Genomic DNA, 24,068 nt, shown 5'->3' on the forward strand with positions numbered 1-24,068 from the left:
CCAGTTTTGATGCATCGCGGCTTGCTGTGTGCCGGGCCGGCCGGTATGTGTAGGGCTACTCCTGGCATGAGGTCGGGGGTTATCTACTCGGGAGAGCTGGATGAGCGAGTTCTTCATCGGTCAAATCATGCTGACCGGCTTCACCTACGCGCCGAAGTATTTTGCGCAGTGCAACGGGCAGCTGCTGCCGATCAATCAGAACCAGGCCCTGTTCAGCCTGCTGAGCACCCGCTACGGCGGCGATGGCAAGACCACCTTCGGCCTGCCCGACATGCGCGGCCGCACGCCCATCGGCTACGGGCCGTCGGTGGATCCGGCATGGCAGCCGCCCGCCGCGCCGATCGGCCAGAGCGCCGGCGCGGAGAACGTGACGCTGGTGGGCGACAACCTGCCCCCGCACCTGCACCTCCTCGATTGCAGCAGCGGTAACGGCGACAACCGCGCTCCGACCGGGCGCCTGTTTGCCAACAATGTCGTCAGCCCGGGGCCGGGCACGCCGCACGCACTGTATGCCGCACCCGGCACGATGGTGCCGCTGGCACAGTCCACGATCGCCAGCAGCGGCGGCAATCAGGCGCACCCGAACCTGCAGCCGTACACCACGCTGAATTTCTGCATCGCGCTGTCCGGCATCTTCCCCTCGCGCAACTAGGCGTCTCCGCATTCGGGCGCAGGGCGCGGTGTCGGCGCGCGGCGCTTCATCGACAAGGAAGCATTCCATGAGCACTCCCTTCATCGGCGAGATCCGCATGTTCGGCTTCGGCCGTACGCCTCAGGGCTGGCAGGCATGCGACGGCACCCTGCTGCAGATCTCCGAATACGAGCCGTTGTACCTGCTACTCGGCACCACCTACGGCGGCAATGGCACCAGTACTTTTGGCGTGCCGGACCTGCGCGGCCGCCTGCCGATCCACCAGGGCCAGGGGCCCGGATTGAACAACTATGTCCTCGGCCAGCGCGCCGGTACCGAGACGGTCACATTGGTCGAGCTGCAGATGCCGGCGCATACGCATACCGCCCAGGCCACCCCCGCAGCAGCCACCGCGCCAGCGCCTGCCGGGCTGGTGCCGGGAGCAGTCGATGGCGGTCTGTTCTATGTCGCTAATCTGGCCGGCGCCACCCAGGTGACGATGTCCGGGCAGAGCACCTCGTACGCTGGCGGCAGCCAGCCGCACAACAACCTCATGCCGACGCTGACGGTGCAGTACTGCATTGCCACCACCGGCATCTTTCCGCAGCAGGCCTGATCCCTTGCACCGCGCCGACCCGGCTGCGGTATGCATCCCCACCATCGGAGGAACCCGCGCATGACCGAACCCTATATCGGCGAAATCCAGCTGTTCGGCTTCGACTACAACCCCTATGGCTGGGCATTTTGCAACGGCGCCGTGCTGCCGATCGCGCAGAACACCACGCTGTATTCGCTACTGAGTGTGGCCTACGGCGGCAACGGCACCAGCACCTTCCAGTTGCCGAACTTCTGCGCGCGCGCCGGTTGTGAGCAGGGCCAGGGGCCCGGCCTGAGCCCGCATTCGCTGGGCAGCAACTTCGGCTCCGCCGCGGTGAGCCTGCAGCAATCGCAGATCCCGATGCATCAGCACGGAGTGAACGCGTTTTCGCAAGCCGACCAGACCAAGCGGACCGGCACACCCGCCAGCGGCGTGGCCCTGTCGTCGCTGAACATCAACAACGAGCGGCCGTTCCTGGCGGTCGCGCCCGACAAGCAGTTCTCCCCGACCATGCTGCTGCCCACCGGCAATGGCCTGGCGCACGAGAACCGGCAACCCTACCTGGCGGTGAATTTCTGCATCGCGCTGCAGGGCGACTTCCCGGCCTTCAATTAAGCGATGCCATTGCCTGGACGCGGGACGCAGGCCAGCGCGCCAGCGCGTCTGTGCGCAAACGCTCCGGCTGCAGCGGAGCTTGAGCTGCGGCCGGAGCAGCCCGACGACAGCGCGTGGCTGGAAGATCTCTATGCCAGCACCCGCAGCGAGGAGCTGGCCCCCATCCCGTGGCCGGAGACGACCAAGCGCGCATTCCTGCAGCAGCAGTTCGCATTGCAGCGCGCGCATTACCGGCAGCATTTTGCCGGTGCCGATTTTTTGATCGCCCAGGTGCGGGACGAGCGCATCGGCCGCCTGTACCTGCACCGCACCGCCACGCAGCACACGCTGGTGGATATCAGCCTGTTGCCCGGGTGGCGTGGCCGAGGCGTGGGCTCGCAGCTGATCGCCCACGCGCAGGCGATGGCGCGCGAGGCAGGATGCGCGTTGTCACTGCACGTGCTGCACGCCAATCCCGCCGCCCAGCGTCTGTATGGGCGCCTGGGATTCGTTGCAGGCGACAGCACCCAGACGCATCTGCAGATGCATTGGCATCCCAGCGATCGCCCGCCTGCGTGAGAGAGCCAGGTTCGACCTGCCTGATCCGTAGCAGCCCGCAGAGCGTCTTGAACAGTGGGTGGGTGTGGACGGCGCGCCAAGCACCGCAACGTGGAGTGGTCCGAGCACCGACCGCATCCGCCTGACGGCTGCGTGGTCGCTGTGTCGGCCGTTCCAGGGCGCGCTCAGTTGAAGACGGCCTGATACAGGAACCCGTCGCGCTCGCGTGCCACCGGCACCAGAAAGATGCCGATCTCGCCCAGCCGCGCGTGGCGCATCTGATAGGTCTGCTGCGGAAACAGGAATGCCGAGCCATTGCGGAACAACAGCGAGAACGGCGCACGTTGCGAACTACGCGCGCTCTGCAAGGGCCGCGCTTCCACCAGGACGAACGGAACCTCGCCATCATTCAATGCAGCGGCGAAGGTCTCGTTGACGCTGCCGGCGAAATGTTCAAGCGTCAACAACTCCATGGAGGCTCCCAGGCGACGAGGTAGCGTAGATCCTGGCGTCTTGTCGCTTGTCCCACAAGATGTCGGAACCGGCAACGCGACACACTCGACAGATCGCCGCGAGCAGCGCTCAGGCCGCACAGGACGATCGCGGGCGCGTCGGGGTAGATATGCATCATCGCGGCGGGGCGTCGATCGCCTTCCTATTGATCCCTACGACGGCGTACGTTGTGCGCGCGGATCAGAGCCGATGCGCTGCGGGACACGCTGTTACGCAGATCGCGCCATCTGCGCCCACATCGCAAGCCCGGCGAATGCGACAATACTGCACGCGGCGGTTCGGTTAAGTTCAGCCGCGTGACGGTTACTCTATCGCGTTGGAATTCTGTTAAAGGCTGCAATGACGGCGTCCGCTCCCCCTGTCGTGCAATTGTCCGGTGTCCGTATCGATCGTGGCGGGCGCACGATCCTGCGCGATGTGTCGCTGGACGTGCCACGCGGCAGCATCACGGCCGTGCTCGGTCCCTCCGGCAGCGGCAAGTCCACGATGCTGGCCGCACTCACCGGCGAACTGCGCCCGGTGGCCGGGACTGTGACCTTGTTCGGCAATGCGATTCCCACCGGTAGCCGCGCGCTGCTGGAGATGCGCCGCAATGTCGGCGTGCTGCTGCAGGGCAATGGCTTGCTGACCGACCTGAGCGTGGCCGACAACGTCGCGCTGCCGCTGCGCACCCACACGCGCCTGCCGGCGCCGGTGCTGCAACGCCTGGTGCAGATGAAGTTGCACGCGGTGGGCCTGCTGGCCGCTGCCGATGCCTGGCCGCGCGAATTGTCCGGCGGCATGGCGCGGCGTGTGGCGCTGGCGCGCGCGCTGGCGCTGGATCCGCCCTTGATGATCTACGACGAACCGCTGACCGGGCTGGACCCGATCGCCTCGGGCGTGATCATGAGCCTGATCCAGCGCCTCAACGACAGCCTGGGCCTGACCAGCATCATCGTCAGCCACCACGTGCACGAGACGCTGCCGATCAGCGACCAGGCCGTGGTCATCGCCAATGGCGGCATCGTGTTCGCCGGCACCCCCCAACACCTGCAGGACAGCACCGATCCGCTGGTGCAGCAGTTCCTGCACGGCCAGCCGGACGGCCCGATCGCCTTCGATGCCGCACCACGCCGCGACCGGAGCGCTGCCTGATGGCCTTCGCCGATTCCATTCGCGCCTTCGGCCGCGCCGGGCTGTTTTCGTTGACCGTGCTGCGCGGCTCGCTGCCCACGCGCGATTTCATTGCCGAGCTGGTGCGCGAGATCTACAAGGTCGGCGCGCGTTCGCTGCCGATCATTGCGGTGGGCGGCGCCTTCGTCGGCCTGGTGCTGACCTTGCAGGGCTACCGCACGCTCACCACTTACGGTGCCTCGGATGCGCTGTCCACGCTGCTGGGGCTGTCGCTGTACCGCGAGCTGGCGCCGGTGCTGACTGCGCTGTTGTTCATCGGCCGGGCCGGCAGTTCGATCGCGGCCGAACTTGGCCTGATGCGTGCCACCGACCAGATCAAGGCGCTGGAGTTGATGGCCATCGACCCGGTGGCCAAGGCAGTGGCACCGCGCTTCTGGGCGGCGGTGCTGACGGTGCCGTTGCTGACCGGGGTGTTCTGCTCGCTGGCCATCACCGGCGGCTATTTCGAAGCGGTGCACGTGCTGGGTATCGACAACGGCACGTTCTGGTCGGGGCTGAGCAACAGCGTCGATTTCTGGGACGACTTCGGCGTGGCGATGCTCAAGTCGGCGATCTTCGGCGGCACCGCCGCGCTGGTGGCCGCCTATGTGGGCTTCCATGCCGAGCCGACCATCGAAGGCACCTCGATCGCCACCACCCGCGCGGTGGTGAACGCCTCGCTGCTGGTGCTGATGTTCAACTTCGTCCTTTCTGCAATGTTGTTTAGGTGAGATAGCCCATGGCCATGCGTGGACCACGACTCGAATTCGCCGTCGGCGCCTTTTTGCTGCTGACCCTGGCCTCGCTGCTGGTGCTGGCGGTGGCCTCGACCAACCAGCGCTGGGGCTTTGGCTCCAGCCAGTACACCCTGATCGCGCGCTTCAGCCAGATCGGCCAGCTGCGTGCGCAGGCACCGGTGAAGATCGGCGGCGTCACCATCGGCAAGGTCTCGGATATCAGCCTGGATCCGGTCAAGTTCGATTCGGTGGTCACGCTGTCGCTGGACACCAAGTACAAGGACCTGCCCGCCGACACCTCGGCCGGCATCTTCACCAGCGGCTTGCTGGGCGAGAGTTATATCGGGTTGCAGCCGGGTGGCGATCCGGAAACGCTCAAGCCGGGCGAAGAGATCGGTTTCACCCAGCCGGCGGTGGATCTGCTGCAGCTGGTCGGCAAGTACATGTTCAGTGGCGGCGGTGATAAATCCGCTGCAGACGGTCAGGCCGCACCGCCTGCCCAGCCCGCTTCTCCCTCTACGGAACCGCACCAATGAAGACCACCCTGCTCTCCGCCGTCCTGGCCTCGACCCTGCTGGTGTGCGCACCGGCCACCGTGCTGGCACAGCCGGCTGCCGCCAGCGCACCTGCGCAAGGCGCGGCCACCAAGACCGTCATCGACAGCAGCACCCGCATCCTGAGCACGCTGGAACAGCGCCGCGCCGAATTCCGCAGCAACCCGGCGGCACTGCGTCAGTACATCGACGGCGAATTGAACAAGGCCTTCGACCGCGACTACGCCGCACGCCTGGTGCTGGGCGTGCATGGCCGCGGCGCCTCCGATGCCGATATCAAGCTGTTTGCCGATGCCATGGCCGACAACCTGATGCAGCGCTACGGCACCGCCCTGCTCAACTTCGAAGGCAAGCCGACCTTCCGCGGCAAGTCCGAAAGCGCGCTGCCGGGCAACCGCGGCGTCAAGGTCTCCACCGACCTGCTGCGTGCCGGCAGCGACCCGACCCCGGTCGACTACCTGATGCGCAATGTCGGCGGCCAGTGGAAGATCTTCGACGTGATGATCGAAGGCATCTCCTACGTGCAGACCTTCAAGACCCAGTTCGATGGCCCGCTGCGCGAAAAGGGCATCGCCAAGGTCGCCGCGGACCTGCGCAGCGGCAGCATGCAGGTCGGCGCGGCACCGACCAATGGCAAGTAACAGCCAGGTACAGCGCAACGGCGACACGCTGGTGGTGACCGGCGTGCTCGACCGTGCGGCGGTCACTGCGGCCTGGCCGCAGGCGATCGCGCACCTGGATGGCGTGCGCACGCTGGACCTGTCGGGTGTACAACGTCTGGACAGCGCCGGTATTGCGATGCTGGCCGAACTGGCTGCACGCCTGCGCGGCACCGGTCCTGCGGCGGTGGTGGGCGGGGCGTCCGGCCTGGACGACCTGCGTGCCGCCTATCGCCTCTCCCCCACTCTCGATTTCCAGGCCTGAGCGCCACGCCATGAACCAGTTCCGCCCCCTCCCCCTGCTGGCCTGCCTGTTGCTCGGTGCCTGCGCCAGCCAGGCGCCGAAGTCCACGCCACCCCCGACAGCCAGCGACACCGCACCGAGCGCGCAGGCGCCGGTCCGCGACGATTCCGGTGTGACCGCGCAACCGGCCGCGGCCGGGTTCGCTGCTGCCGACGCGTTACCGGCCACAGCCGCAACCGCGGCACCGGCCGATCAGACGAGCGCCAGCGCCGATGCCGGTGCGGCGCCCGCTGGCGCCCCCACCGCCGCCGAGGACGACTTCGACGCGCTGTACGGCCCAACCCTCCCGCAGGCAGGCGCCAATGGCACGCCGGCGCAACCGGGTGCGGCACCGGCCTACGACCCCTGGGAGCGCTACAACCGCGGCATGCACCGCTTCAACCTGGCGGTGGACCGCGGCGTGGCACGTCCGTTGGCGACCGCCTACACCAAGGTGGTGCCGCGTCCGGCGCGCCTGGGCGTGACCAACTTCTTCGACAACCTCGGCACGCCGCTGACCATGGTCAACCAGCTGCTGCAGGGCCACCCGGTGTTTGCGGTGCAGTCGCTGGGCCGGTTCGTGATGAACTCCACGCTGGGCATTGCCGGGCTGTTCGACCCGGCCAGTGCAGCGGGCATCCCGCGCCGCAGCGAAGACTTCGGCCAGACCCTGGGCGCATGGGGCTGGCGGAATTCGCGCTATTTCGAGTTGCCGCTGTTCGGGCCGCGCACCGTGCGCGATACCTTCGGCCTGGCGGGCGATATTCCGCTGTCGTGGGTGCGTCAGGTGGACGACGGCGGTGCGCGCTTCGCACTGCAGGGCCTGCAACTGGTGGACACGCGTGCGCAGCTGATGTCGCTGGATTCGCTGCGCGACCAGGCGCCGGACGAGTACGCCCTGACCCGCGATGCCTGGATGCAGCGCCGCAATTACCAGATCGTGCGCGACCTGAGCAGCCACCGCGAACAGAACAACGAGCTGCCGGATTATCTGCGCGAAGACAAGGACAGCACGGTGCCGGTGGATGCGATGCCGATGCCGAACTGGGGGCGTTGACCTGCGCCTGCAGTGCGAACCGAACAACCCGGGAGCGATCCCGGGTTTTTTGTGCGTTGTCGTTGTAAGGCTTAGGTGATTCTTTTGCGTGGCTTGCCAAGCTCCACCATTGCATCTCGCGCGCGGCCGCGCTTGATGGGCATGCCTGGTGCAGGCAATTGCTCTCTTCGATCGAAAGACCAGCGACGCATCATTGCGGTGGTCAACCCGCTTTGCCGGGGCTTTGGATCTTGAGCGATAGCCACGAAAACAGCAGACAAAACGCAGAACCCGCCACCAGCACAACCGCAAGCATCGGCCATCCTGCGGTCCATTCAAGACGGTAAAAGCACGTTGCCGGCTCGCCATTGATTCGCGCGCCATCAGGACATGGCGTGGCCAGGCGGCTGTGATACCACAGCGCCAGACCCGTTCCGCACGCAAGCACGCTGGTCAAGACCAGCATCAGAACACCGGCTCGAATCAGCAGTTTGCGTGGCATTGAAAGACGACTGCCTGCTTCATGCAGCCGCGGCCAACGCCGCATCCACCGCCGCACGCAGGCGGGCATCGTCTGCCGGCACGTCCGGAGCGAAGCGGTCGATGACGGTGCCGTCGCGGCCGACCAGGAATTTTTCGAAGTTCCACAGCACGCCAGGGGCGGGGTTGGGGGTGATGCCGTAGCCGGCGAGCTTGTCGCGCATCGGGCCGTCGCCGGTGGCCTGCGGGCGGGCGCTGGTCAGTGCCTGGTACAGCGGATGGGTGTCGGCGCCGGTGACGGCGATCTTGGAAAACATCGGGAAGGTGACGTCGTAGGTGAGCTGGCAGAACTGGGCGATCTCCGCCTCGCTGCCGGGCTCCTGGCCGTTGAAGTCGTTGGCCGGAAACGCCAGCACTTCCAGGCCCGCGGCGCGTTTGTCGCGGTACAACGCCTCCAGGCCTTCGTATTGCGGCGTCAAGCCGCACTTGGAGGCCACGTTGACCACCAGCAGCACCTTGCCGCGGTAGTCGACCAGGGTGGCGTGTTCACCGTCGATGCGGGTCACGGGAATGTCGTATAGCGCCTGGCTCATCGGTGTGTCCTGCTCGGGAAAGCGCGCAGCATAAACCGCCAGCCACGGGCATGAGCTGCACTATGCCGCAGTAGATACTTGTATATGCAAGTTTCTGGACTACATTGTCGGCATGGCGACGCCCAGCAAACCGACCGGCTGTACCAACTTTTGCCTTCGCAGCGTGTCGCGGGTGGTGTCGCGGCATTACGACGCAGTGCTGGGCAGCAGCGGGCTGAAGACCACGCAGTATTCGCTGCTCTCGCACCTGGTCGGCCTCAGCCCGATCCGCCCAAGCGACCTGTCGCGCAGGATGGGTCTGGATGCCTCCACGCTCACGCGCAATCTCCGGCCGCTGATGCTTGCCGGCCTGGTCGCACAGGGCGACGGCGCCGACGCACGGAGCCGGCTGATCACGCTCACCGCCGCCGGCCGGCGCAGGCATGCCCAGGCCGAGACGCTGTGGCAGCAGGCGCAGTCCAGCCTTGAGACGGTGCTGGGGTCGGCGCAGGTGCTCGCCCTGCATGCATTGCTCGACGACACCTTGCTCAAGCTGCAACACGCCGGGCTGGACGATGGGCTCGACGACACTGCCGGCTCCAGCCCATGACATCGCTCGATGACCGCACCCGCCTGCTGCTGGAGGCGCCGATCGCGCCCACCCTGCTGCGGCTAGCCATTCCCAATGTGCTGGTGATGGTTGCGCAGGCCGCTGCCGGGCTGATCGAAACCTATTTTGTCGGCAAGCTCGGGACCGATGCGCTGGCCGGTATGGCGTTGGTGTTTCCGGTCCTGATGCTGATGCAGATGATGTCTTCCGGTGCGATCGGTGGCGGTATCGCTTCATCGATCGCGCGTGCGCTGGGCAGCGGACGCCGCGACGATGCCAATGCCGTGGTGCTGCACGCGCTGGTGATCGCGTTGATCTTCGGGGCGCTGTTTACGCTGGGCATGTGGCTGGGCGGCCGCTGGCTGTATCGGCAGATGGGCGGTTCGGGGGCCGCGCTGGAGGCGGCGCTGGTCTACTCGCACTGGATCTTCGCAGGCGCCGTTCTTGTGTGGCTGCTCAATTCGCTGGCCGCGGTGTTGCGCGGCTCCGGCAACATGGCCGTTCCGGCCAGGGTCACCGTATACGGCGTCATGGGCCTGATTCCGCTGTCGCCGCTGCTGATCTTCGGCTGGGGCCCGATCCCGGCGATGGGGATCGCCGGCGGCGCACTGGCGCTGTTGCTTTATTACAGCGTGGGCACCCTGGTGCTCGTCGCGTACCTGCGCTCGCCGCAAAGCCTGTTGCGGCTGTCGTTCACCGCGGCACGGCTGCGCACCGCGTTTTTCCGCGACATCCTGCGCATCGGCCTGATGTCGGCCATCGGCGTGATCTGCACCAATCTGGCGGTGGGCGTGGCCACCTCGCTGGCCGGGCACTTCGGGTCGGGCGCCATCGCCGGCTACGGCACCGCGGCACGGCTGGAATACGTGTTGATCCCGCTGGTGTTCGGGCTGGGCGCGCCGGTGCTGACGATGGTGGGCACCTGCATCGGTGCCGGCCGCCGCGAGCGCGCACTGCAGGCAACCTGGATCGGCGCGGCCATGGCATTCGTGCTGACCGAAGCCATCGGCGTTGCGGCGGCCCTGTTTCCGCACCAGTGGTTGTCGCTCTACGGCAGCGATCCGACGATGCTGCAGACCGGTACCCTCTACCTGCACTGCGTCGCTCCGTTCTACGGCTTCCTGGGCATGGGTCTGGCGATGTACTTCGCCTCACAGGGCGCAGGGCGGTTGCTGTGGCCGATTGCCGCCACCGTCGTGCGGCTGGCGATCGCTGCGATCATCGGCATCGCCGCGATCCGGATGGGAGGAACGTTGCAGCAGGTGTTCCTCGCCCAGGGCGCGGCGTTGTTCGTGTATGGCGTGGGGATTGCGCTGGCCATCGCCGGTGGGTCGATGTTCGGCCGCGTCGGCTGGCCGCGCCGCTCCGCGGTTATCGACGTTTAGCGCATGTTTGCCTGGCCTTGAGCACAACGCGGCCTGTGCCGCGCCCAGATGACGCGTGCACTGCGCAGGCGCGATTCACTAGGTCGCGCGTGCACGCGACACCGACGCGCAACAGGCAGCTTTGCTCACGCCGTACATCGCCTGCAGGCAACGGCGCACGCACCGGCGGTGCGTCCACAGTCAACGGCGCGATCGAGCAGGCGCTGTTTCAACCATGCAGGGCGAAGCCGGTGTGTGCGCCGCCGCCCTGTCGTGGTCCTGACGCTGTGTGGATGTCTTCGAGCCGACCGAAGCTCCCCACGGTACGGCGAGCGTGGCACTGGCGTGCGTGGCCGCCGCTGACCGCAAAGGGAGCGGTCTATGTCAGCTGCCCGAGCCTGTGAGCGGTGGGTCAATCGATGCAGAGCGCCGCCTGGCCCTTGCCGCCGACCACTTCCTGGCGGCAGCCGAAGCGATCGCTGTCGCGCTGGCAGGTGCCGGTGGTGGCGGTGCCGGTCGGCACGACGCTGGTGGCCAGGCAATCGCCATCGCAATCGGCATTGTCGCTGCAGGTCTTGCCGGCATCGGCGTACGGCACGATGCAACGCGGAATCTGCATGCGGCCCACCGGGCGTAGCTGGCCGCCTTTGGCAACGCAGGCGGCAGCGTCTGCAGATGCAGATGCAGATGCAGATGCAGATGCAGATGCAGATTGTGCGGGTGCGGGCGTCATGTCCTCCGCCTGCGACGGTTGCGTGGTGGGCGTATTGCTGCAAGCGGCCAGCAGCAGTGCGGACACTGCCGCGTGCATCCATCGGCTCCACATGTGGACCTTCTCTTTGAACAGGAGTGCGCCAAGCATCGCGGCCGGTGCGTCAGCGTGGCGTGCTCGGATTGGGTGGGCCGTCTTCCGGCATGCAGGAGCGTGCCTGGATGCGATGCCGGGTGATCGGGAAGGCCTCGTCGCGCCCCGGGGCGCTGCTACGGGACATCGGTGGATGCAGAAGCTTGCCGATCACACGCCCTGCGGCTGGCCATCGCCGCGGCGATCACCTGCAGCGCTGCGGCAGCGCAATGCCCTGCGCCGCGCAGGAGCGCACCCGGGCGCGACGAGGCATTACCGGCAGGGCTCCGTCGCGCCCGGGTGCGTTCCGACGCAATGCTGCCGAGACCAGCTGCGTCCAGGGCGCGTTTGCAGGCGCGAGTCGGGTGTGTTGGCGACATCGATGCAGGCACGATCCACGCAGGCGCGCTGCGTGCGGCCCTCATTCCTGCTCGTCGCCGGCCTCGTCATCGCTGCTGCCGGTGTCGTCGTTGCCGGCGATATCGAGCAGCCCTTGCGATTGTTCGCCGGCCAAGGTCTCCACGCCGCGCAGGCGGCGCTCGATGGTACGGGTCTTGCGACTGGCCTCGCCCAGGCTCTTGCCCACGGTGCCGATCTGCCGCTCGGCCTTCTCCAAAATGCCGGCGAACTTGCCGAATTCGCTCTTCACCGCGCCCAGCACCTGCCAGACCTCGCTGGAACGCTTCTCGATCGCCAAGGTGCGAAACCCCATCTGCAGGCTGTTGAGCAGGGCGGTGACCGTGGTCGGGCCGGCCAGCACCACGCGGTACTCGCGCTGAAGCAGATCGACCAGACCGGCGCGGCGGATCACCTCGGCGTACAGGCCCTCGGTGGGCAGGAACATCACCGCGAAATCGGTGGTCTGCGGTGGGCAGACATACTTGTCGCTGATGGATTTGGCCTGCACGCGGATGGCGCGTTCCAGCTGCGCGGTCGACTGCTTGATCGCGTCCAGGTCGCCCTTCTCCTGCGCGTCGATCAGGCGTTCGTAATCCTCGCGCGGGAACTTGGCATCGACCGGCAACCACACCACGGTGTCCTCGCCGCGCCCAGGCAGGCGGATCGCGAAATCCACCGCTTCGGCGCTGTCGGGCTTGAGCCGCACGCCGCGCGCGTACTGCTCCATCGTCAGCGTCTGCTCGAGGATGTTCTCCAGCTGCACTTCGCCCCAGCCGCCACGGTCCTTGACGTTGGTCAGCACGCGCTTGAGATCGCCCACGCCGGTGGCCAGCTGCTGCATTTCGCCCAGGCCGCGCTGTACCTGCTCCAGCCGCTCGGACACCAGCTTGAAGGAGGCATCCAGGCGCGTGTTCAGCGTGGTCTGCAATTTTTCGTCGACGGTGGCGCGCATCAGCTCCAGCTTGCTGGCGTTGTCGTTTTGCAGGTTGGCCAGCTGCTGTTCCAGCGTGGCGCGCATTTCGCCGATGCGCAGTTCGTTGCGCTGGGTGAGTTCGCTCAGGCGCTGGCCCAGCGCTTCGGTAAAGCGCTGCTGCGACTGGCCGGCTTCATCGCGGCCCTTGCGCGCATCCTCGGCCAGCGCTTGGCGCAGGGCGGCCATGTGGGTGTCGGTGCGTGCGATCAGTTCGGTCAGCTGCTGGCCGAACACGTGGATGCGGGTTTCCTGCTGCTGGCCGAAGCCATCGAGCTGGGTGCGCAGTTCGGTCAGCCGCGCGGTCAGCAGTTCGCCGGTGCGTTGCTGGGCCTGGCTGCTTTCTTCGCGCGCCTTGCGGGCATCTTCGCCCAGTGCTTCACGCAACTGGTCCAGGCGTTGATCGGTGCGGGTGGACAGTTCGGTGAGATGGCGCGCGAAGGTCTCCAGGCGGCCGTCCTGCTGCCGGGACAGGCCTTCGAGTTGCTCGCGCAATTCGCCGCGGCCGTCGCGCTGTTCGGCGCGCAGCGCCTGCTCCAGCCCGCTGGTGGAAGGACGCCGCAGCAGCAGGGCCAGCTGCAGCACCAGGACTGCGCAGAGCAGCCCGAGAAGGATCAGGGATTCGGATGACATGCGCCCAGTGTAGCGGTGCCGGTCGCAACCGCTGCGTCAGTGCGGTGCGAAGTGGATGGCGATCCTCGACGCGCAGCTGCAGCGCGGCGGTCCGTACGTCCTCGGTGCAGGCTTCACGTTGGCCGATATCGTGCTGGGTTTGTCGACGCAACGCTGGATGGCCAGCCCGATCGCGCATGCGGCATTGCCTGCGGTGGCGGCGTATTACGCGCGCTTGAAGACGCGCGCCGGGTTCCAGCGCCATGGCTGCACGGCGCCGTAATGCGGCACGTCGCAAGCCCGCGAAGCGAACCAGGCAACCCGGCGCGCGCATGCAGCACGCTCGCACCGCATTGACCTGGGCGTGACCTGCGCATGGGTAGGGTGAGCGTCTGCTTTTTGTGAGGTTTGCCAATGATCACTGCCACAAACCGAACCCGCCTGCTGGCGCTGGGCCTGTTTGTTTTTCTGGGCACCTTTGCGGTGATCGTCTGGTCTGTGATGTGGCCCTACGGCACGGTCTATTTCTTTCCGGTGCACTTTTTGATCGGTGCGGCGTTGCCCTTCCTGGTCTATGCGATCGGCGGAACCCGGCTGTGGTTCTGGATCGGCATGGGCTTCACCGCACTGGTGCTGCTGTGGTTCAACCTGTGGGGTCATGAGGTCAATGGCGCGGCGCCGCAGTTGCTCGACTGGAGCCACTTCGCTGCCGGTGTGGTCGGGATCGCCGGTGCCTGGGCGGTGCAGGTGATCTATCGCAATGCGCGCCCACCGCATCGTCCGTCGATTGGCTGAGCGGAATCGGGATTGGTGACTTGGGAGCCGCATCGGCCGTGGATGGCCGGTGGGCCTGGCGAAGCGGTTGCGCGACACGAGGCGCGCGGAGGACTGCCAGGGACATGTCTTGCCTACCCTGCCGCAGTCGCCGCAGCTGCCGCATGACCTTGGGCCGATAGCTTTGCTGCGCTGCGTTGGGCGACACTCGCCCCTCTTTTGATTCCCGCGAGGTCCGCATGTCGTCTTGGCTACGGCGCAAATCCATCGACCAGGTCACCGTGCACGAGGCCGGGCGGCAGCTGGTCCGCAGCCTGAGCTGGCCGCATCTGATCGCACTGGGCATCGGCGCCATCGTCGGCACCGGCATCTACACCTTGATCGGCGTCGGCGCCGACAAGGCCGGCCCGGCGGTGCTGCTGTCGTTCGTGGCCGCCGGCATCGTCTGTGCCTGCGCGGCGCTGGCGTATGCGGAGATGGCCACGATGATGCCGGCCGCCGGCAGCGCCTACACCTACAGCTACACCGCACTGGGCGAGAGCATCGCCTGGGTGGTGGGCTGGAGCCTGGTGCTGGAATATTCGCTGGTGGTCAGCACGGTGGCGGTGGGCTGGTCCGGCTACTTCGTCGGCTTCCTGCAATGGCTGGGGGTGGAACTGCCCCAGACGCTGATTGCCGGGCCACATGCCGGCGGCATCGTGAACCTGCCGGCGGTGGTGATCACCTTCCTGGTCGCCGGCATGCTGATGGCCGGCACCAAGGAAAGCGCCACGCTCAACGCAGTGCTGGTGGTGTTGAAGATCATCGCGCTGGGCGTGTTCGTGGCGATCGCCTTGCCGGCCTTCAACAGCGCGAATCTGCAGCCGTTCATGCCGTACGGTTTCTCCAAGGCGATGGGCCCGGATGGCGTGGAGCGCGGGGTGATGGCGGCGGCGGCGATCATCTTCTTTGCGTTCTACGGCTTCGATGCGATTTCCACTGCGGCCGAGGAGACCAGGAACCCGGGGCGCGATCTGTCGATCGGCATCGTCGGTTCGATGATCGGCTGCACGCTGATCTACGTGCTGGTGGCGCTGGCCGCGGTCGGCGCGATGAGCTTCACCGTGTTCGGCAAGAGCCCGGAACCGCTGGCGCTGATCCTGCGTGAGCTGGGCCAGGGCAAAGCGGCGCTGGTGATCGGCGCGGTGGCGATCATTGCGCTGCCAACCGTGTTGCTGGCGTTCCTGTACGGGCAGAGCCGGATCTTCTTCGTGATGTCGCGCGACGGGCTGTTGCCGCGCGGCTTGTCCAAGGTCAACGCGCGCACCGGCACACCGGTGGCGATCACGCTGTTCACCGCGGTGCTGGTGGCTGCATTGGCGGGCATTGCGCGGCTGGACGAGATCGCCGCGCTGGCCAATGCCGGCACATTGGCGGCGTTTACCGCGGTGGCCGCCTGCCTGTTGGTGTTGCGCGTGCGCGAGCCTGGCCGCGCGCGGGCGTTCCGCACGCCGCTGGCCTGGGTGGTGGGCCCAGTGGCGATCGGCGGCTGCCTGTATCTGTTCTGGAGCCTGCCGAGCAAGACGCAGGGGTGGTTCCTGCTGTGGAACGCGCTGGGCGTGGTGGTGTACCTGGCGTATGGGCGGCGCAATAGCCGGTTGAACCAGGCCGGGTGAGGCGTTGTTTGAGAGGACGCTTTCAGCTGGGTTGCGCGACGCCGACCAATCCCTTCTCCCCCTGCATGGGGGGAGAAGGTGGCCCGAAGGGCCGGATGAGGGTGCGGGCGGAGCCTCGTGTCATCCAATTCGTCAGTGGCTTCGCCCCGTACCCTCACCCCAACCCCTCTCCCGGAGGGAGAGGGGCCTTCAAGCGGCGCGTCGCTGGTCAGTGCTTGCGGCGTCGCGGCTTGCGGTGACCGGGGGCTGCAGCTGGTTGTTACTGCGCCGCTGCTGGCGTGGCACAAAACGAGGTCGGCAACGCATCTGCTTGCGTACCCCACCCTTGGGTCGGGGCGCGGCTGGTCAGCGCGAACGACAGTGTGCCGCCCTGCTGCAACTGCGCCCAGTCCAGGAACACCTGCGGCTGCGGTTTGCCGTTCAAGCGCACGCCTTCCACGTACTGCAGCGCGCGCCCGTCGGCACCGGGGGCGTCGATGCGCAGGCGCTTGCCATTGCCCAGGTCCAGCGTGGCGCGTTTGAAGCGCGGGGTGTGCAGCAGGAATTGGCCGCTGCCCGGCACCGCCGGATACAGGCCCAGGGCGCTGAACAGGTACCAGGCCGACATGGTGCCGAGGTCGTCGTTACCGGTGACGCCATTGGGCGCGTTGGTGAACAGCTGCTGCGCGGCGCGCACCACGGTGGCGGTCTTCCACGGCTGGCCGATCAGCGTGTACATCCACGGCGCGTGCAGGTCCGGTTCGTTGTTGGGGTTGTAGCGGTACTGGTTGTAGTAGCTGTACGGGCCGACCACCCAGTGCGTGCGTGCGCCATTGCGCGGGTCCTTGAGCAGGTCGTCGTAGGCGAAGAAAGTATCCAGGCGTCTGCCTGCCTGTTCGCTGCCGTGCATGGCCTGCAGCATGCCGGGGATGTCCTGTTGCACCAGCCACTGGTATTGCCAGGCGGTGCCTTCATGGAAGCCGTGCTGCGAGCGTGGGCTGTACTGGTCGTTGGACGGCGCGTACCAGCTGCCATCTTCCAGACGCGGACGCGGGAAGCCGGCAAATCCGGTCTCCGCGTCGCGCACGGTGGCGTCCCAGACGCGGTGCCAGTTGCCGCCGCGCGCGCGCAGCTGGGTGCTGTCGTCGGCATGGCCCAGGGCGTGGGCCATCTGTGCCAGCGCGCAATCGGCCAGCGCATATTCCAGCGTGGCCGAGCCGCCGTGGTGCGGGTCCACGTCCATGCCCTTGGACGGAAACGCGCGGTCGTATTGCACGAAGCCATTGGCGAGATAACTCGCATTGCCCGAGCGCCCGGAATGCCGCGAGTTGATCGGCGGTTGACCGAAGGCGTTCTGGCGTAGCGCGGCGTAGGCCTCGGCCTCGTTGCCCTGCAGTGCGCCGAAGCGCCACAGGTCGACCAGGAAGGGCGTCACCGGATCGCCGGTCATGATGTTGGTGTCGTAGTTGGCATAGCCCCAGCGCGGCAACCAACCGCCCTGCTGGTGGATGGCCAGCAGCGAGCGGCCGATGTCGCGCGCGCGCTGCGGGCGCAGCAAGGCCAGCAACTGGTTCTGCGAGCGATAGGTGTCCCACAGCGAAAAATACTCGTAATAGGTCCAGCCATCGGCGCGGTGGATGGCATCGTCGTAGCCGCGGTAGCGGCCATCGGCATCGCTGCCGGTGAGCGGTTGCAGCAGCGCGTGGTAGAGCGCGGTGTAGGCCACGCGGCGGTCATCGCTGCTGGCCCCATCCAGCTGCAGGCTGGCCAGCTCGCTGCGCCAGGCCTGCTGCGCGCGCTGGCGCATCTGCGCAAGGCTCAGCAACTTGCCGCCCTGCATGCCATCGGCGCGCAGATTGGCGCGGGCGCCTTCGGCATCCACATGCGAGATCGCGCTGACCACGGTCACCGCGCGCGCGTCCTTGCCGGTGCCCAACGGGAAACTGAGCCAGGCGCCATTGGGCTTGAGTTCGCCGCCCATGCCGTGACGCGCGCCGGGCACGCCGCCGTCCTCGCCCCAGACCCCAAACGCGGTGAACGGGCGGTCGAATTCCAGCCGGAACCAGGTGGTGTATTCGTGGCCGCCACAGAAACTCTGCGTGACCAGCTTGCCTTCCACCACGCGGTCGCCGACCAGCTGCACCTGGCTGCCGATCACCACGTGGCGGTCGTTGGCCTGGGCCACGTTGACCAGCACATGGCCGGTGTCGGCGCCCGGCGCGAAGGTATAGCGCTCGGCGGCGGCGCGGGTGAGCGCGCTGGCTTCGGCATCGATGCCGCCGTAATCGGTGAGCCGCACCTTGTAGTAGCCGGCCTGCCCCACTTCGCCCTCATGCGTGTAACGCGCGGCATAGCGCTTCTGGTCGAAGGCCTTGGCATCGCCGGTATCGAAGTCGCCGCCGGGGCCGATGCGGCCGGTCACCGGCAGGATCGACACCTGCCCGCCCTGCTCCCAGCAGCCGGCGCCGGACAGGAACGAATGCCCGAAGCCGCGGATGCTGGGGTCGTCGTAGCGCCAGCCGGCATAGTGCGCGCCGATCGGGCTGACCTGGATCAGGCCGAACGGTGCCGACGCACCGGGGAAGGTATTGCCGTCGTCCTTGCTGCCGATGAAGGTGTTGACCTGCGCCGGGTCCTGCGCAGCCAACGGGCCAGCGAGCGTCACGCCCAGCAGGCACAGGCCGGCAGCGGCGCGGCGCCACAGCGGCGTTGATGCAAGATGCGACCAGGCGCGACGAGCGGCAACAACAGGGAGCATGCAGGACACCTCGGGGAAGAGCGGCCGCGGCCGCAGGTGAGATCGCGCATACCGGTCGCACCAAGACGTGGCGACCGACGCAGGACGAGCGTGCGCGAAACCGACGCACGCCACAACCCTGGATGTCGTCAGCCGCAGCAATGACCTTGTCTGGACGCAGTGCTCCACGCCGCACTTACCCCGTACAGGACGCACGCCGATGGCAACGCAGCGTGCGATCGCCAATGTCCTGATTGCCCTCCAGTTGCGCCAATCAACCCAACGGTTGCCCAGGCGGCGCTGCATGATGTGCTCGAGGGCATCGGCCATGCTGCGTGCTTTTCTTCGACCGACTCCTGCCGGCGCCTCAGTCGCGCGTGGATGCAGCGGTTTGCTGATCCGACCGTTCGAACAGATCTGCGTAGTGCGCGCTGAAGCTTTCTCGATCGGTGAGGAAGGCTTCCAGGTCCGGCACATTTCCACGCGCGAATGGGGGCAGCTCGACCCCATGCGCGTTTGCCAACGCACGGATGGCCAATTCGGTCTTTGCGGCGCTTCCTCGCATGTCGGGCATCGCATGAGCCATCCACCAATGCAGGTTGCCAAGCGCCGGCATCAGCTCGGCGGGAGCGTGGGCTCGCGCAACCAGGTCGCCAAACAGGTTTTCGACATGGTTCATGATCGGCTGCACCAGTTCGAAAGAGGTGTGATGGATGGAGAATGGGAAAGCGATGGCAAAGGGTTCCGGGTGTCCTGTCCGCCCGTGTTCGGCGAGCGGATGCTGAAAGTCGTCCGGATTCACTGCCAGCCGTAGCTGGGTGAGCGGAACCTTCTCCCCATTCAATTCGCCCACCATTTCGAAGACGTCATGCGCCATGAACCCGTCGGGCATGGTCTGCCCAGCGTCCGCAGCAAGACCATTGGCTTGCCGAACCAACGGAAGCTGGCGCACTCGTGGCCCCAGATACGCATAGTGCTTTGTGAGGGGTGTGCTGACGTTCGTCTGCCGTGGGTAACCCGCCGCAAATGGCTGAGCATTGCCTTGTTTTGGCTTGCCAGGACCGCCTGTCTGCGCCGTTTGCTGGGTGGCCCAGCTATGACGCGCTGCGCCGACGAAATCCCACAGTTGCCGGAAGCTCTGGATCTGCCCGCTTGCGATGCGTGCGCCGCCTTCCCGGGCGGTGGAATGAAAGCGGCGACCATACTGTTGATTCTCTGGTGTCGACTCCTGGTTGAAGCGCGGGTCTGGCCAGCGTGCCACGCCTGTCAACGCAATCTGTGTGGGCGAGAGTTTGCTCTGCGCGACAGGTCCTGGCAGTGCGTGACGGATGGGTGGCGATACGGCGGTGAACATGTGGTCCAGCCCCTGCAGGCCAGGCGCCAGCGCCGCCGATGCCGCCGCCTTCAGCAACGGTTTGGATCCGTGCGTGGTGACCGATTGAGCTCCCGGCTCATGGAAGAGACTGCTCTCGATGTCCAGCCTGCGTGCGCCTTGCTCTTCGGCGTAACGCAGACGCACCTGCACATCCGAACTGATCCGTTGATCTTGGGTCAGCGCCTGCGAGGGACGCTGGCGCTGCAGGTCCACTGTCACTGTTTCGCCCGGTCTGGACAGTGCCATCTCGATACCTGCCAGGGCCGCATGTGCCGGCTGCATCGTCGGTGCCTGATGACTGGCAGCCTGGGAACCGTTCGTGGCTTCTTTCGCGCCGGAACACAGCATGCGGGGAAGCGCTTTTTTCACCTTTCGCTTGAGGCCGCCCAGGGGACCGGCTGCGCCGGCGCTCGTCGGCGCAGCCGGCGCATCTGCGCGTGCCGGTGACTGCGGTGTATCGCCCGGGGCAATGCCGCTATGCGATGGCGCTTGATTGATCTTCATGAGATCCGCTAGACGGTCGCTGTCCTGGTGAACGTAGCGCACGACCACTGGCATTGAGCCGATCGCTGGAAAAGTGGTGGCTCATCAAGCGAAGCGTTCGGCGTGTGCTCACCAGAATCGCAGCCGTTCCGGCGCTGTCCCCCGCAGCCGAAGCGCCGGGATGCGCTTGCACGCAACTGCACAGCTCACGGCGCAACGGCGCTTGCGGCTGAGACGAGGGTGTCCATTCCGATTCGAGGTGTCGGGCCGCCTTATGGCCACATGCGCCGGGCGATGGTCGGCTCAGAAATCGAACTCGTCCTTGCCGCGATCTCGCGCCCGATCGGGCTGAACAGGCGGCGGTTGTAGAGCTCGTCGTTCAGTTCGTATGGGTGCTTGTGGTTTGTCGAACGCGTCCCATGCAAAGCCCACCGTCCCACGCTCGAATCGGCTCGGATCGGATCGGCAGGCGCTAGCGCTGGTCGTTGACGCCTGTGCCGCGCCGCGCGCGCCGGGTTGCGTAGAGCGAATGGTCGGCCCGGTCGACCACCGCGCTCAGTGCCTCGCCCGGCTGGCGCAAGGCCGTGCCCAGGGTGAACAGGATCGGCGCCTCGTCGCTGGCCGCGAGGTAGCTGCGCACCAGCGCTTCCAGCTGCGCCTCGCTGGCCGCGTGCAGCAGCACCAGGAATTCATCGCCGCCCAGCCGCACCAGGTGGTCCTGGCGACGCAGCGGGTGATTGAGGAACCAGGCCATCTGTACCAGCACCTCATCGCCGCGCTGGTGGCCATAGGTGTCGTTGACCAGTTTGAACTTGTCCAGATCCACCACCACGCAGCCCCAGCGCACGCTGGCGTCGCGTTTGTCCAGGTCGTCCAGGAAGCGACGGTTGAAGCAATTGGTCAGCGGGTCGGTGAACGACCATTCCAGCAGCTGTTTTTCCTGCTGATACTGGTTGGTGATGTCCTGGGCGTGCGCCAGCACCATGGCGGCATCGGCCTCCACGTCGAGCACGTTGTGGTATTTCCAGTGGCGCAGGCTGCCATCGCGGGCCACCAGCTCGATCACCCCCGAATCCTGGCCATCGAGCACCATGCGCGAGAGATAGCCGCGCACGCTGTCATGCCGCTCCGGGCGGATCAGCTCCAACAGCGAGCAGCCCTCCATCTCCTCCACGCTGCGGCCCAGCGAACGTGCCGCCGCCGGGTTCACGCTGACCAGCCGGCCATCCATGTCGTGGGTGCAGATCAGGCCCAGGCTGTACTGGAACATCTTGCGGAACTTGCGTTCGCTGGCGGCCAGCGCATCCACCGCACGGTGGCGGTCGGTGACGTCCTGGATCGCACCGATCAGGCGCATGCGGCCGTCCACATGTTCCACCGCGCCGGTACTGTGCACCCACAGGTGGCGGCCGGTGCTGCTGATCAGCGGCAGCTCCAGGTCCCAGGGAATGCCCTGATTGACGCAGGTGTCCACCGCCTCGGTGATCACCGCGCGCGCTTCCAGTGGATAGAAGGCAATGGCTTCGGCGAGGGTGGGCCGGTAGCCCGGCGGCAGGTCGTGCATCCGGCAGGTCTCGTCCGACCAGGTCAGCGTGCCGGTGCCCACATCCACCTCCCAGCCGCCCACGCCGGCCACCCGCCCGGTGCGCTCCAGGAAGGCCTCGCTCTCGCGCAGCCGTTGCTGGAGCCGGGCATTGGTCTCGGCGCGCTCTAGCATCATCCGGCGCTGTTCCAGCCCTTGGGCGGCCACCCTGGCCAGTTGCTGCAGGGCCTGCAGCTGGGCCGGTTGCAGCTGGCGTGGGCGCTGGTCGATCACGCACACCGTGCCCATGCGCAGGCCGTCCGGCAGCACGATCGGTGCGCCGGCGTAGTAACGGATGCCGGGCGCGTCGGTGACCAGCGCGTTGTCATGGAAACGCGGGTCGGCCGGTGCGTCGGGTACTTCCATCACCGCATCGCCCTGGATGGCATGGGCGCAGAAGGCCAGTTCGCGCGGGGTTTCGGACACGCCCGGCAAGCCGATATTGGCCTTCCACCATTGCCGATGTTCGTCCACCAGGGACACCAGCGCGATGGGCGTGCCGGCGATGGCCTGCGCGGCGGCGGCCAGCGCGTCGAAAAACGGTTCGGACTCGGTATCGAGCACCTGCAACAACGCCAGGCGGGCCAGGCGCTCGGCTTCGCCAGGCGGGATGGACGGTACGGCGTCGCGCGGATTCAAATGAAGGATCGCTCGGCGAAAGTCATCGGCGCAGTCTAGCCGAGCCGGCCGGAGACGCCGCCGGTGCATTGCGTGCGCCAGCGCGCAGCTTGCACGGCCCGGCGGCCACATGCCGCCACGCGCGATAGGCGGCAGCGCTCACGCCGGCGCGCCGGGTACGCGCGGCGCATCGCACCTTTGCAGCGCCAGGGACAGCCGCACTCGGGACCGCCGGCACACGCGGGCCTGGCCTGTGTGGCTCACCTAGCGCACGTTGGCCGGCGCCGCCAGCGCGCGGCCCACCTGCAGCGCGGACGCCACGTTGCGCGCGGCGATGCGTACATTGCCGGCCGCCTCGGCCAACGCCTGCTCCTGCGTGCAGGCGCGGTGCACCACCGCGAACATCGCATCGATGCCCTGGCCATGCAGCAGCCCGGCGCCAGTGCCCAGGCAGCCGGCGATGGCGATCACCGGTGTGGCATGCCGCTGCGCCAGCTGCGCCACGCCCACCGGGGCCTTGCCGTGCAGGCTCTGGCTGTCCAGCCGGCCTTCGCCGGTGATCACCAGATCGGCCTGGGCGATGAGCGCCTCCAGGCCCAGCGCCTGCGCCACGATCTCCATCCCGGGCCGCAGCTGCGCGCCCAGGAAGGCCACCAGCCCCGCGCCCAGCCCACCGGCCGCGCCGCCGCCGGGCAGGTCATGCAGGCGCAGGCCGAGGTCGCGCTCGAGCAGGTCGGCGTAGTGCTGCAGGTTGGCATCGAGCTGGCGCACCATCTCCGCGGTGGCGCCCTTCTGCGGCCCGAACACCGCCGAGGCGCCGGTGGGGCCGATCAGCGGGTTGTCCACGTCGCAGGCCACGTCGATGTGGCAGTCCTGCAGGCGCGGGTCCAGGCCGTCGGTCTCGATCCGCGCCAGTGCCGCCAGCGCCGCGCCGCCTGCGGCAAGCGGCACGCCATGCGCATCCAGCAAGCGCGCGCCCAGCGCCTGCGCCATGCCGGCGCCGCCGTCGTTGGTGGCGCTGCCGCCGATGCCGATGATGAAACGCCGCGCACCGGCATCCAGCGCGGCCACGATCAGCTCGCCTACGCCGGCGCTGCTGGTGCGCAGCGGGTCGCGCGCGGCCGCCGGCACCAGGGCCAGGCCGCTGGCGGCGGCCATCTCGATCACCGCGGTGCGGCCATCGCCGGTCAAACCGTAGAACGCCGGTACCGGCGTGCCCAGCGGGCCGCTGACGGTACGCTCCACCACCCGCCCGCCGGTGGCCGTCACCAGCGCGTCGACGGTGCCTTCGCCGCCATCGGCAACCGGTACCTTGTGGTACTGCCAGTCGGGGAAGATTTCGCGAAAGCCCGCCTCGATCTGCGTGGCCACCTCCAGCGCAGACAGGCTTTCCTTGTAGGAATCGGGGGCGATGACGATCTTCATGGGCACACCGATGTCCCGCTGCCCCGAGCAGGGCTTGGGTGTAACGTACGGCGCCGTCCTTTCGGCAACTGGTCGGTGTTGCGCAAGATCCGCCTGATGCGGGACGCACTGACGTTCACGCGCCTGTTCGCCTTTGCGATGTCATGAGACCTCGTTCGCCTACGTATATGCGTGCAGTCGTACGAGCAATATTAGCTGAAGCACGCCGGCAGGATGACGCCTCCAGCAAGTAAAGAGCTTGGACATGCAATCGATGTAGCATGACGATCATTAC

23 protein-coding genes and 1 pseudogene are annotated in these 24,068 nt (G+C 67.1%); 15 read left to right on the forward strand and 9 right to left on the reverse strand.

The window, feature by feature from the left end:
• The first annotated feature begins 100 nt into the window (after positions 1 to 100).
• The 4 genes from HG421_RS18715 (at position 101) to HG421_RS18730 (ending at position 2,402) form a co-directional block, all read left to right on the forward strand.
• The gene (locus HG421_RS18715) at positions 101 to 652 is read left to right on the forward strand and encodes a phage tail protein (RefSeq protein WP_169707661.1); all 552 of its coding nucleotides are present in this window, start codon (positions 101 to 103) and stop codon (positions 650 to 652) included.
• Positions 653 to 719: 67 nt separating this feature from the next.
• Positions 720 to 1,247 carry a phage tail protein gene (locus HG421_RS18720; protein WP_169707662.1) on the forward strand — a complete coding sequence of 176 codons (528 nt, stop codon included), beginning with the start codon at positions 720 to 722 and terminating at the stop codon, positions 1,245 to 1,247.
• 60 nt (positions 1,248 to 1,307) lie between these two features.
• Positions 1,308 to 1,844 (forward strand): phage tail protein, encoded by a 537-nt coding sequence (locus tag HG421_RS18725; RefSeq protein WP_169707663.1) that lies wholly within the window; start codon positions 1,308 to 1,310, stop codon positions 1,842 to 1,844.
• A gap of 9 nt (positions 1,845 to 1,853) precedes the next feature.
• Positions 1,854 to 2,402, forward strand: coding sequence for a GNAT family N-acetyltransferase (locus HG421_RS18730; protein ID WP_211161869.1), 549 nt, complete (start codon positions 1,854 to 1,856; stop codon positions 2,400 to 2,402).
• Between the two features lie 164 nt (positions 2,403 to 2,566).
• On the opposite strand, the gene HG421_RS18735 is transcribed toward HG421_RS18730, so the two are convergent.
• Positions 2,567 to 2,854, reverse strand: coding sequence for a DUF6916 family protein (locus tag HG421_RS18735; RefSeq protein WP_169707665.1), 288 nt, complete (start codon positions 2,852 to 2,854; stop codon positions 2,567 to 2,569).
• A gap of 379 nt (positions 2,855 to 3,233) precedes the next feature.
• Here HG421_RS18735 and HG421_RS18740 point away from each other — a divergent pair, with 379 nt between their 5' ends.
• The 6 genes from HG421_RS18740 to HG421_RS18765 are packed head-to-tail and all read left to right on the forward strand — an operon-like array spanning position 3,234 to position 7,336.
• A complete protein-coding gene (locus HG421_RS18740; RefSeq protein ID WP_169707666.1) occupies positions 3,234 to 4,028 on the forward strand; it encodes an ABC transporter ATP-binding protein in 795 nt (264 codons plus the stop codon).
• The gene (locus tag HG421_RS18745; RefSeq protein WP_039441429.1) at positions 4,028 to 4,777 is read left to right on the forward strand and encodes an MlaE family lipid ABC transporter permease subunit; all 750 of its coding nucleotides are present in this window, start codon (positions 4,028 to 4,030) and stop codon (positions 4,775 to 4,777) included. Before HG421_RS18740 ends, HG421_RS18745 begins: the two co-directional genes overlap by 1 nt.
• An 8-nt stretch (positions 4,778 to 4,785) precedes the next feature.
• Complete coding sequence (gene mlaD / locus HG421_RS18750) at positions 4,786 to 5,319, forward strand: outer membrane lipid asymmetry maintenance protein MlaD (protein WP_169707667.1); 534 nt, start codon at positions 4,786 to 4,788, stop codon at positions 5,317 to 5,319.
• Positions 5,316 to 5,978 (forward strand): MlaC/ttg2D family ABC transporter substrate-binding protein, encoded by a 663-nt coding sequence (locus tag HG421_RS18755; protein ID WP_169707668.1) that lies wholly within the window; start codon positions 5,316 to 5,318, stop codon positions 5,976 to 5,978. Before mlaD ends, HG421_RS18755 begins: the two co-directional genes overlap by 4 nt.
• Positions 5,968 to 6,261 carry an STAS domain-containing protein gene (locus HG421_RS18760; protein ID WP_169707669.1) on the forward strand — a complete coding sequence of 98 codons (294 nt, stop codon included), beginning with the start codon at positions 5,968 to 5,970 and terminating at the stop codon, positions 6,259 to 6,261. The genes HG421_RS18755 and HG421_RS18760 overlap by 11 nt, the downstream gene beginning before the upstream one ends.
• Positions 6,262 to 6,271: 10 nt before the next feature.
• Positions 6,272 to 7,336, forward strand: coding sequence for an MlaA family lipoprotein (locus HG421_RS18765; protein WP_169707670.1), 1,065 nt, complete (start codon positions 6,272 to 6,274; stop codon positions 7,334 to 7,336).
• A 202-nt stretch (positions 7,337 to 7,538) separates the two neighbouring features.
• On the opposite strand, the gene HG421_RS18770 is transcribed toward HG421_RS18765, so the two are convergent.
• The gene (locus tag HG421_RS18770; RefSeq protein ID WP_169707671.1) at positions 7,539 to 7,817 is read right to left on the reverse strand and encodes a hypothetical protein; all 279 of its coding nucleotides are present in this window, start codon (positions 7,815 to 7,817) and stop codon (positions 7,539 to 7,541) included.
• Positions 7,818 to 7,836: 19 nt separating this feature from the next.
• Entirely contained in the window at positions 7,837 to 8,388 is a 552-nt protein-coding gene (locus HG421_RS18775) for a glutathione peroxidase (protein WP_169707672.1), read from the reverse strand.
• 112 nt (positions 8,389 to 8,500) lie between these two features.
• Between HG421_RS18775 and HG421_RS18780 the strand changes: the two genes are divergently transcribed.
• On the forward strand, positions 8,501 to 8,977 hold the full coding sequence (locus tag HG421_RS18780) for a MarR family winged helix-turn-helix transcriptional regulator (protein WP_169707673.1): 477 nt from the start codon (positions 8,501 to 8,503) through the stop codon (positions 8,975 to 8,977).
• Complete coding sequence (locus tag HG421_RS18785; protein WP_169707674.1) at positions 8,974 to 10,362, forward strand: MATE family efflux transporter; 1,389 nt, start codon at positions 8,974 to 8,976, stop codon at positions 10,360 to 10,362. The genes HG421_RS18780 and HG421_RS18785 overlap by 4 nt, the downstream gene beginning before the upstream one ends.
• 391 nt (positions 10,363 to 10,753) lie before the next feature.
• Here the strand turns inward: HG421_RS18785 and HG421_RS18790 are convergent, their stop codons facing one another.
• Positions 10,754 to 11,167 (reverse strand): hypothetical protein, encoded by a 414-nt coding sequence (locus HG421_RS18790; protein WP_169707675.1) that lies wholly within the window; start codon positions 11,165 to 11,167, stop codon positions 10,754 to 10,756.
• Positions 11,168 to 11,606: 439 nt separating this feature from the next.
• On the reverse strand, positions 11,607 to 13,139 hold the full coding sequence (gene rmuC / locus HG421_RS18795) for a DNA recombination protein RmuC (protein WP_211161870.1): 1,533 nt from the start codon (positions 13,137 to 13,139) through the stop codon (positions 11,607 to 11,609).
• 103 nt (positions 13,140 to 13,242) lie between these two features.
• Between rmuC and HG421_RS18800 the strand changes: the two are divergent.
• The 3 genes and pseudogenes from HG421_RS18800 to HG421_RS18810 all read left to right on the forward strand — a co-directional run.
• Positions 13,243 to 13,449 (forward strand): annotated as a pseudogene (locus HG421_RS18800) (glutathione S-transferase C-terminal domain-containing protein); the annotation flags it as partial.
• A 131-nt stretch (positions 13,450 to 13,580) separates the two neighbouring features.
• Positions 13,581 to 13,961, forward strand: coding sequence for a hypothetical protein (locus HG421_RS18805; protein WP_169707677.1), 381 nt, complete (start codon positions 13,581 to 13,583; stop codon positions 13,959 to 13,961).
• A gap of 218 nt (positions 13,962 to 14,179) precedes the next feature.
• Positions 14,180 to 15,595 (forward strand): amino acid permease, encoded by a 1,416-nt coding sequence (locus tag HG421_RS18810; RefSeq protein ID WP_169707678.1) that lies wholly within the window; start codon positions 14,180 to 14,182, stop codon positions 15,593 to 15,595.
• A 259-nt stretch (positions 15,596 to 15,854) separates the two neighbouring features.
• Here HG421_RS18810 and HG421_RS18815 read toward each other — a convergent pair whose 3' ends face one another.
• The 4 genes from HG421_RS18815 to HG421_RS18830 form a co-directional block, all read right to left on the reverse strand.
• Positions 15,855 to 18,332, reverse strand: coding sequence for a GH92 family glycosyl hydrolase (locus HG421_RS18815; protein ID WP_169707679.1), 2,478 nt, complete (start codon positions 18,330 to 18,332; stop codon positions 15,855 to 15,857).
• A gap of 346 nt (positions 18,333 to 18,678) precedes the next feature.
• Positions 18,679 to 20,190 (reverse strand): XopAH/AvrB family type III secretion system effector, encoded by a 1,512-nt coding sequence (gene xopAH, locus HG421_RS18820; RefSeq protein ID WP_169707680.1) that lies wholly within the window; start codon positions 20,188 to 20,190, stop codon positions 18,679 to 18,681.
• Between the two features lie 451 nt (positions 20,191 to 20,641).
• Positions 20,642 to 22,390, reverse strand: coding sequence for a sensor domain-containing diguanylate cyclase (locus HG421_RS18825; RefSeq protein WP_169707681.1), 1,749 nt, complete (start codon positions 22,388 to 22,390; stop codon positions 20,642 to 20,644).
• A gap of 243 nt (positions 22,391 to 22,633) precedes the next feature.
• On the reverse strand, positions 22,634 to 23,794 hold the full coding sequence (locus tag HG421_RS18830; RefSeq protein ID WP_169707682.1) for a glycerate kinase: 1,161 nt from the start codon (positions 23,792 to 23,794) through the stop codon (positions 22,634 to 22,636).
• Positions 23,795 to 24,068: the final 274 nt, after the last annotated feature.

The organism is Xanthomonas campestris pv. badrii (genome assembly GCF_012848175.1).
GTDB lineage: Bacteria > Pseudomonadota > Gammaproteobacteria > Xanthomonadales > Xanthomonadaceae > Xanthomonas > Xanthomonas campestris_C.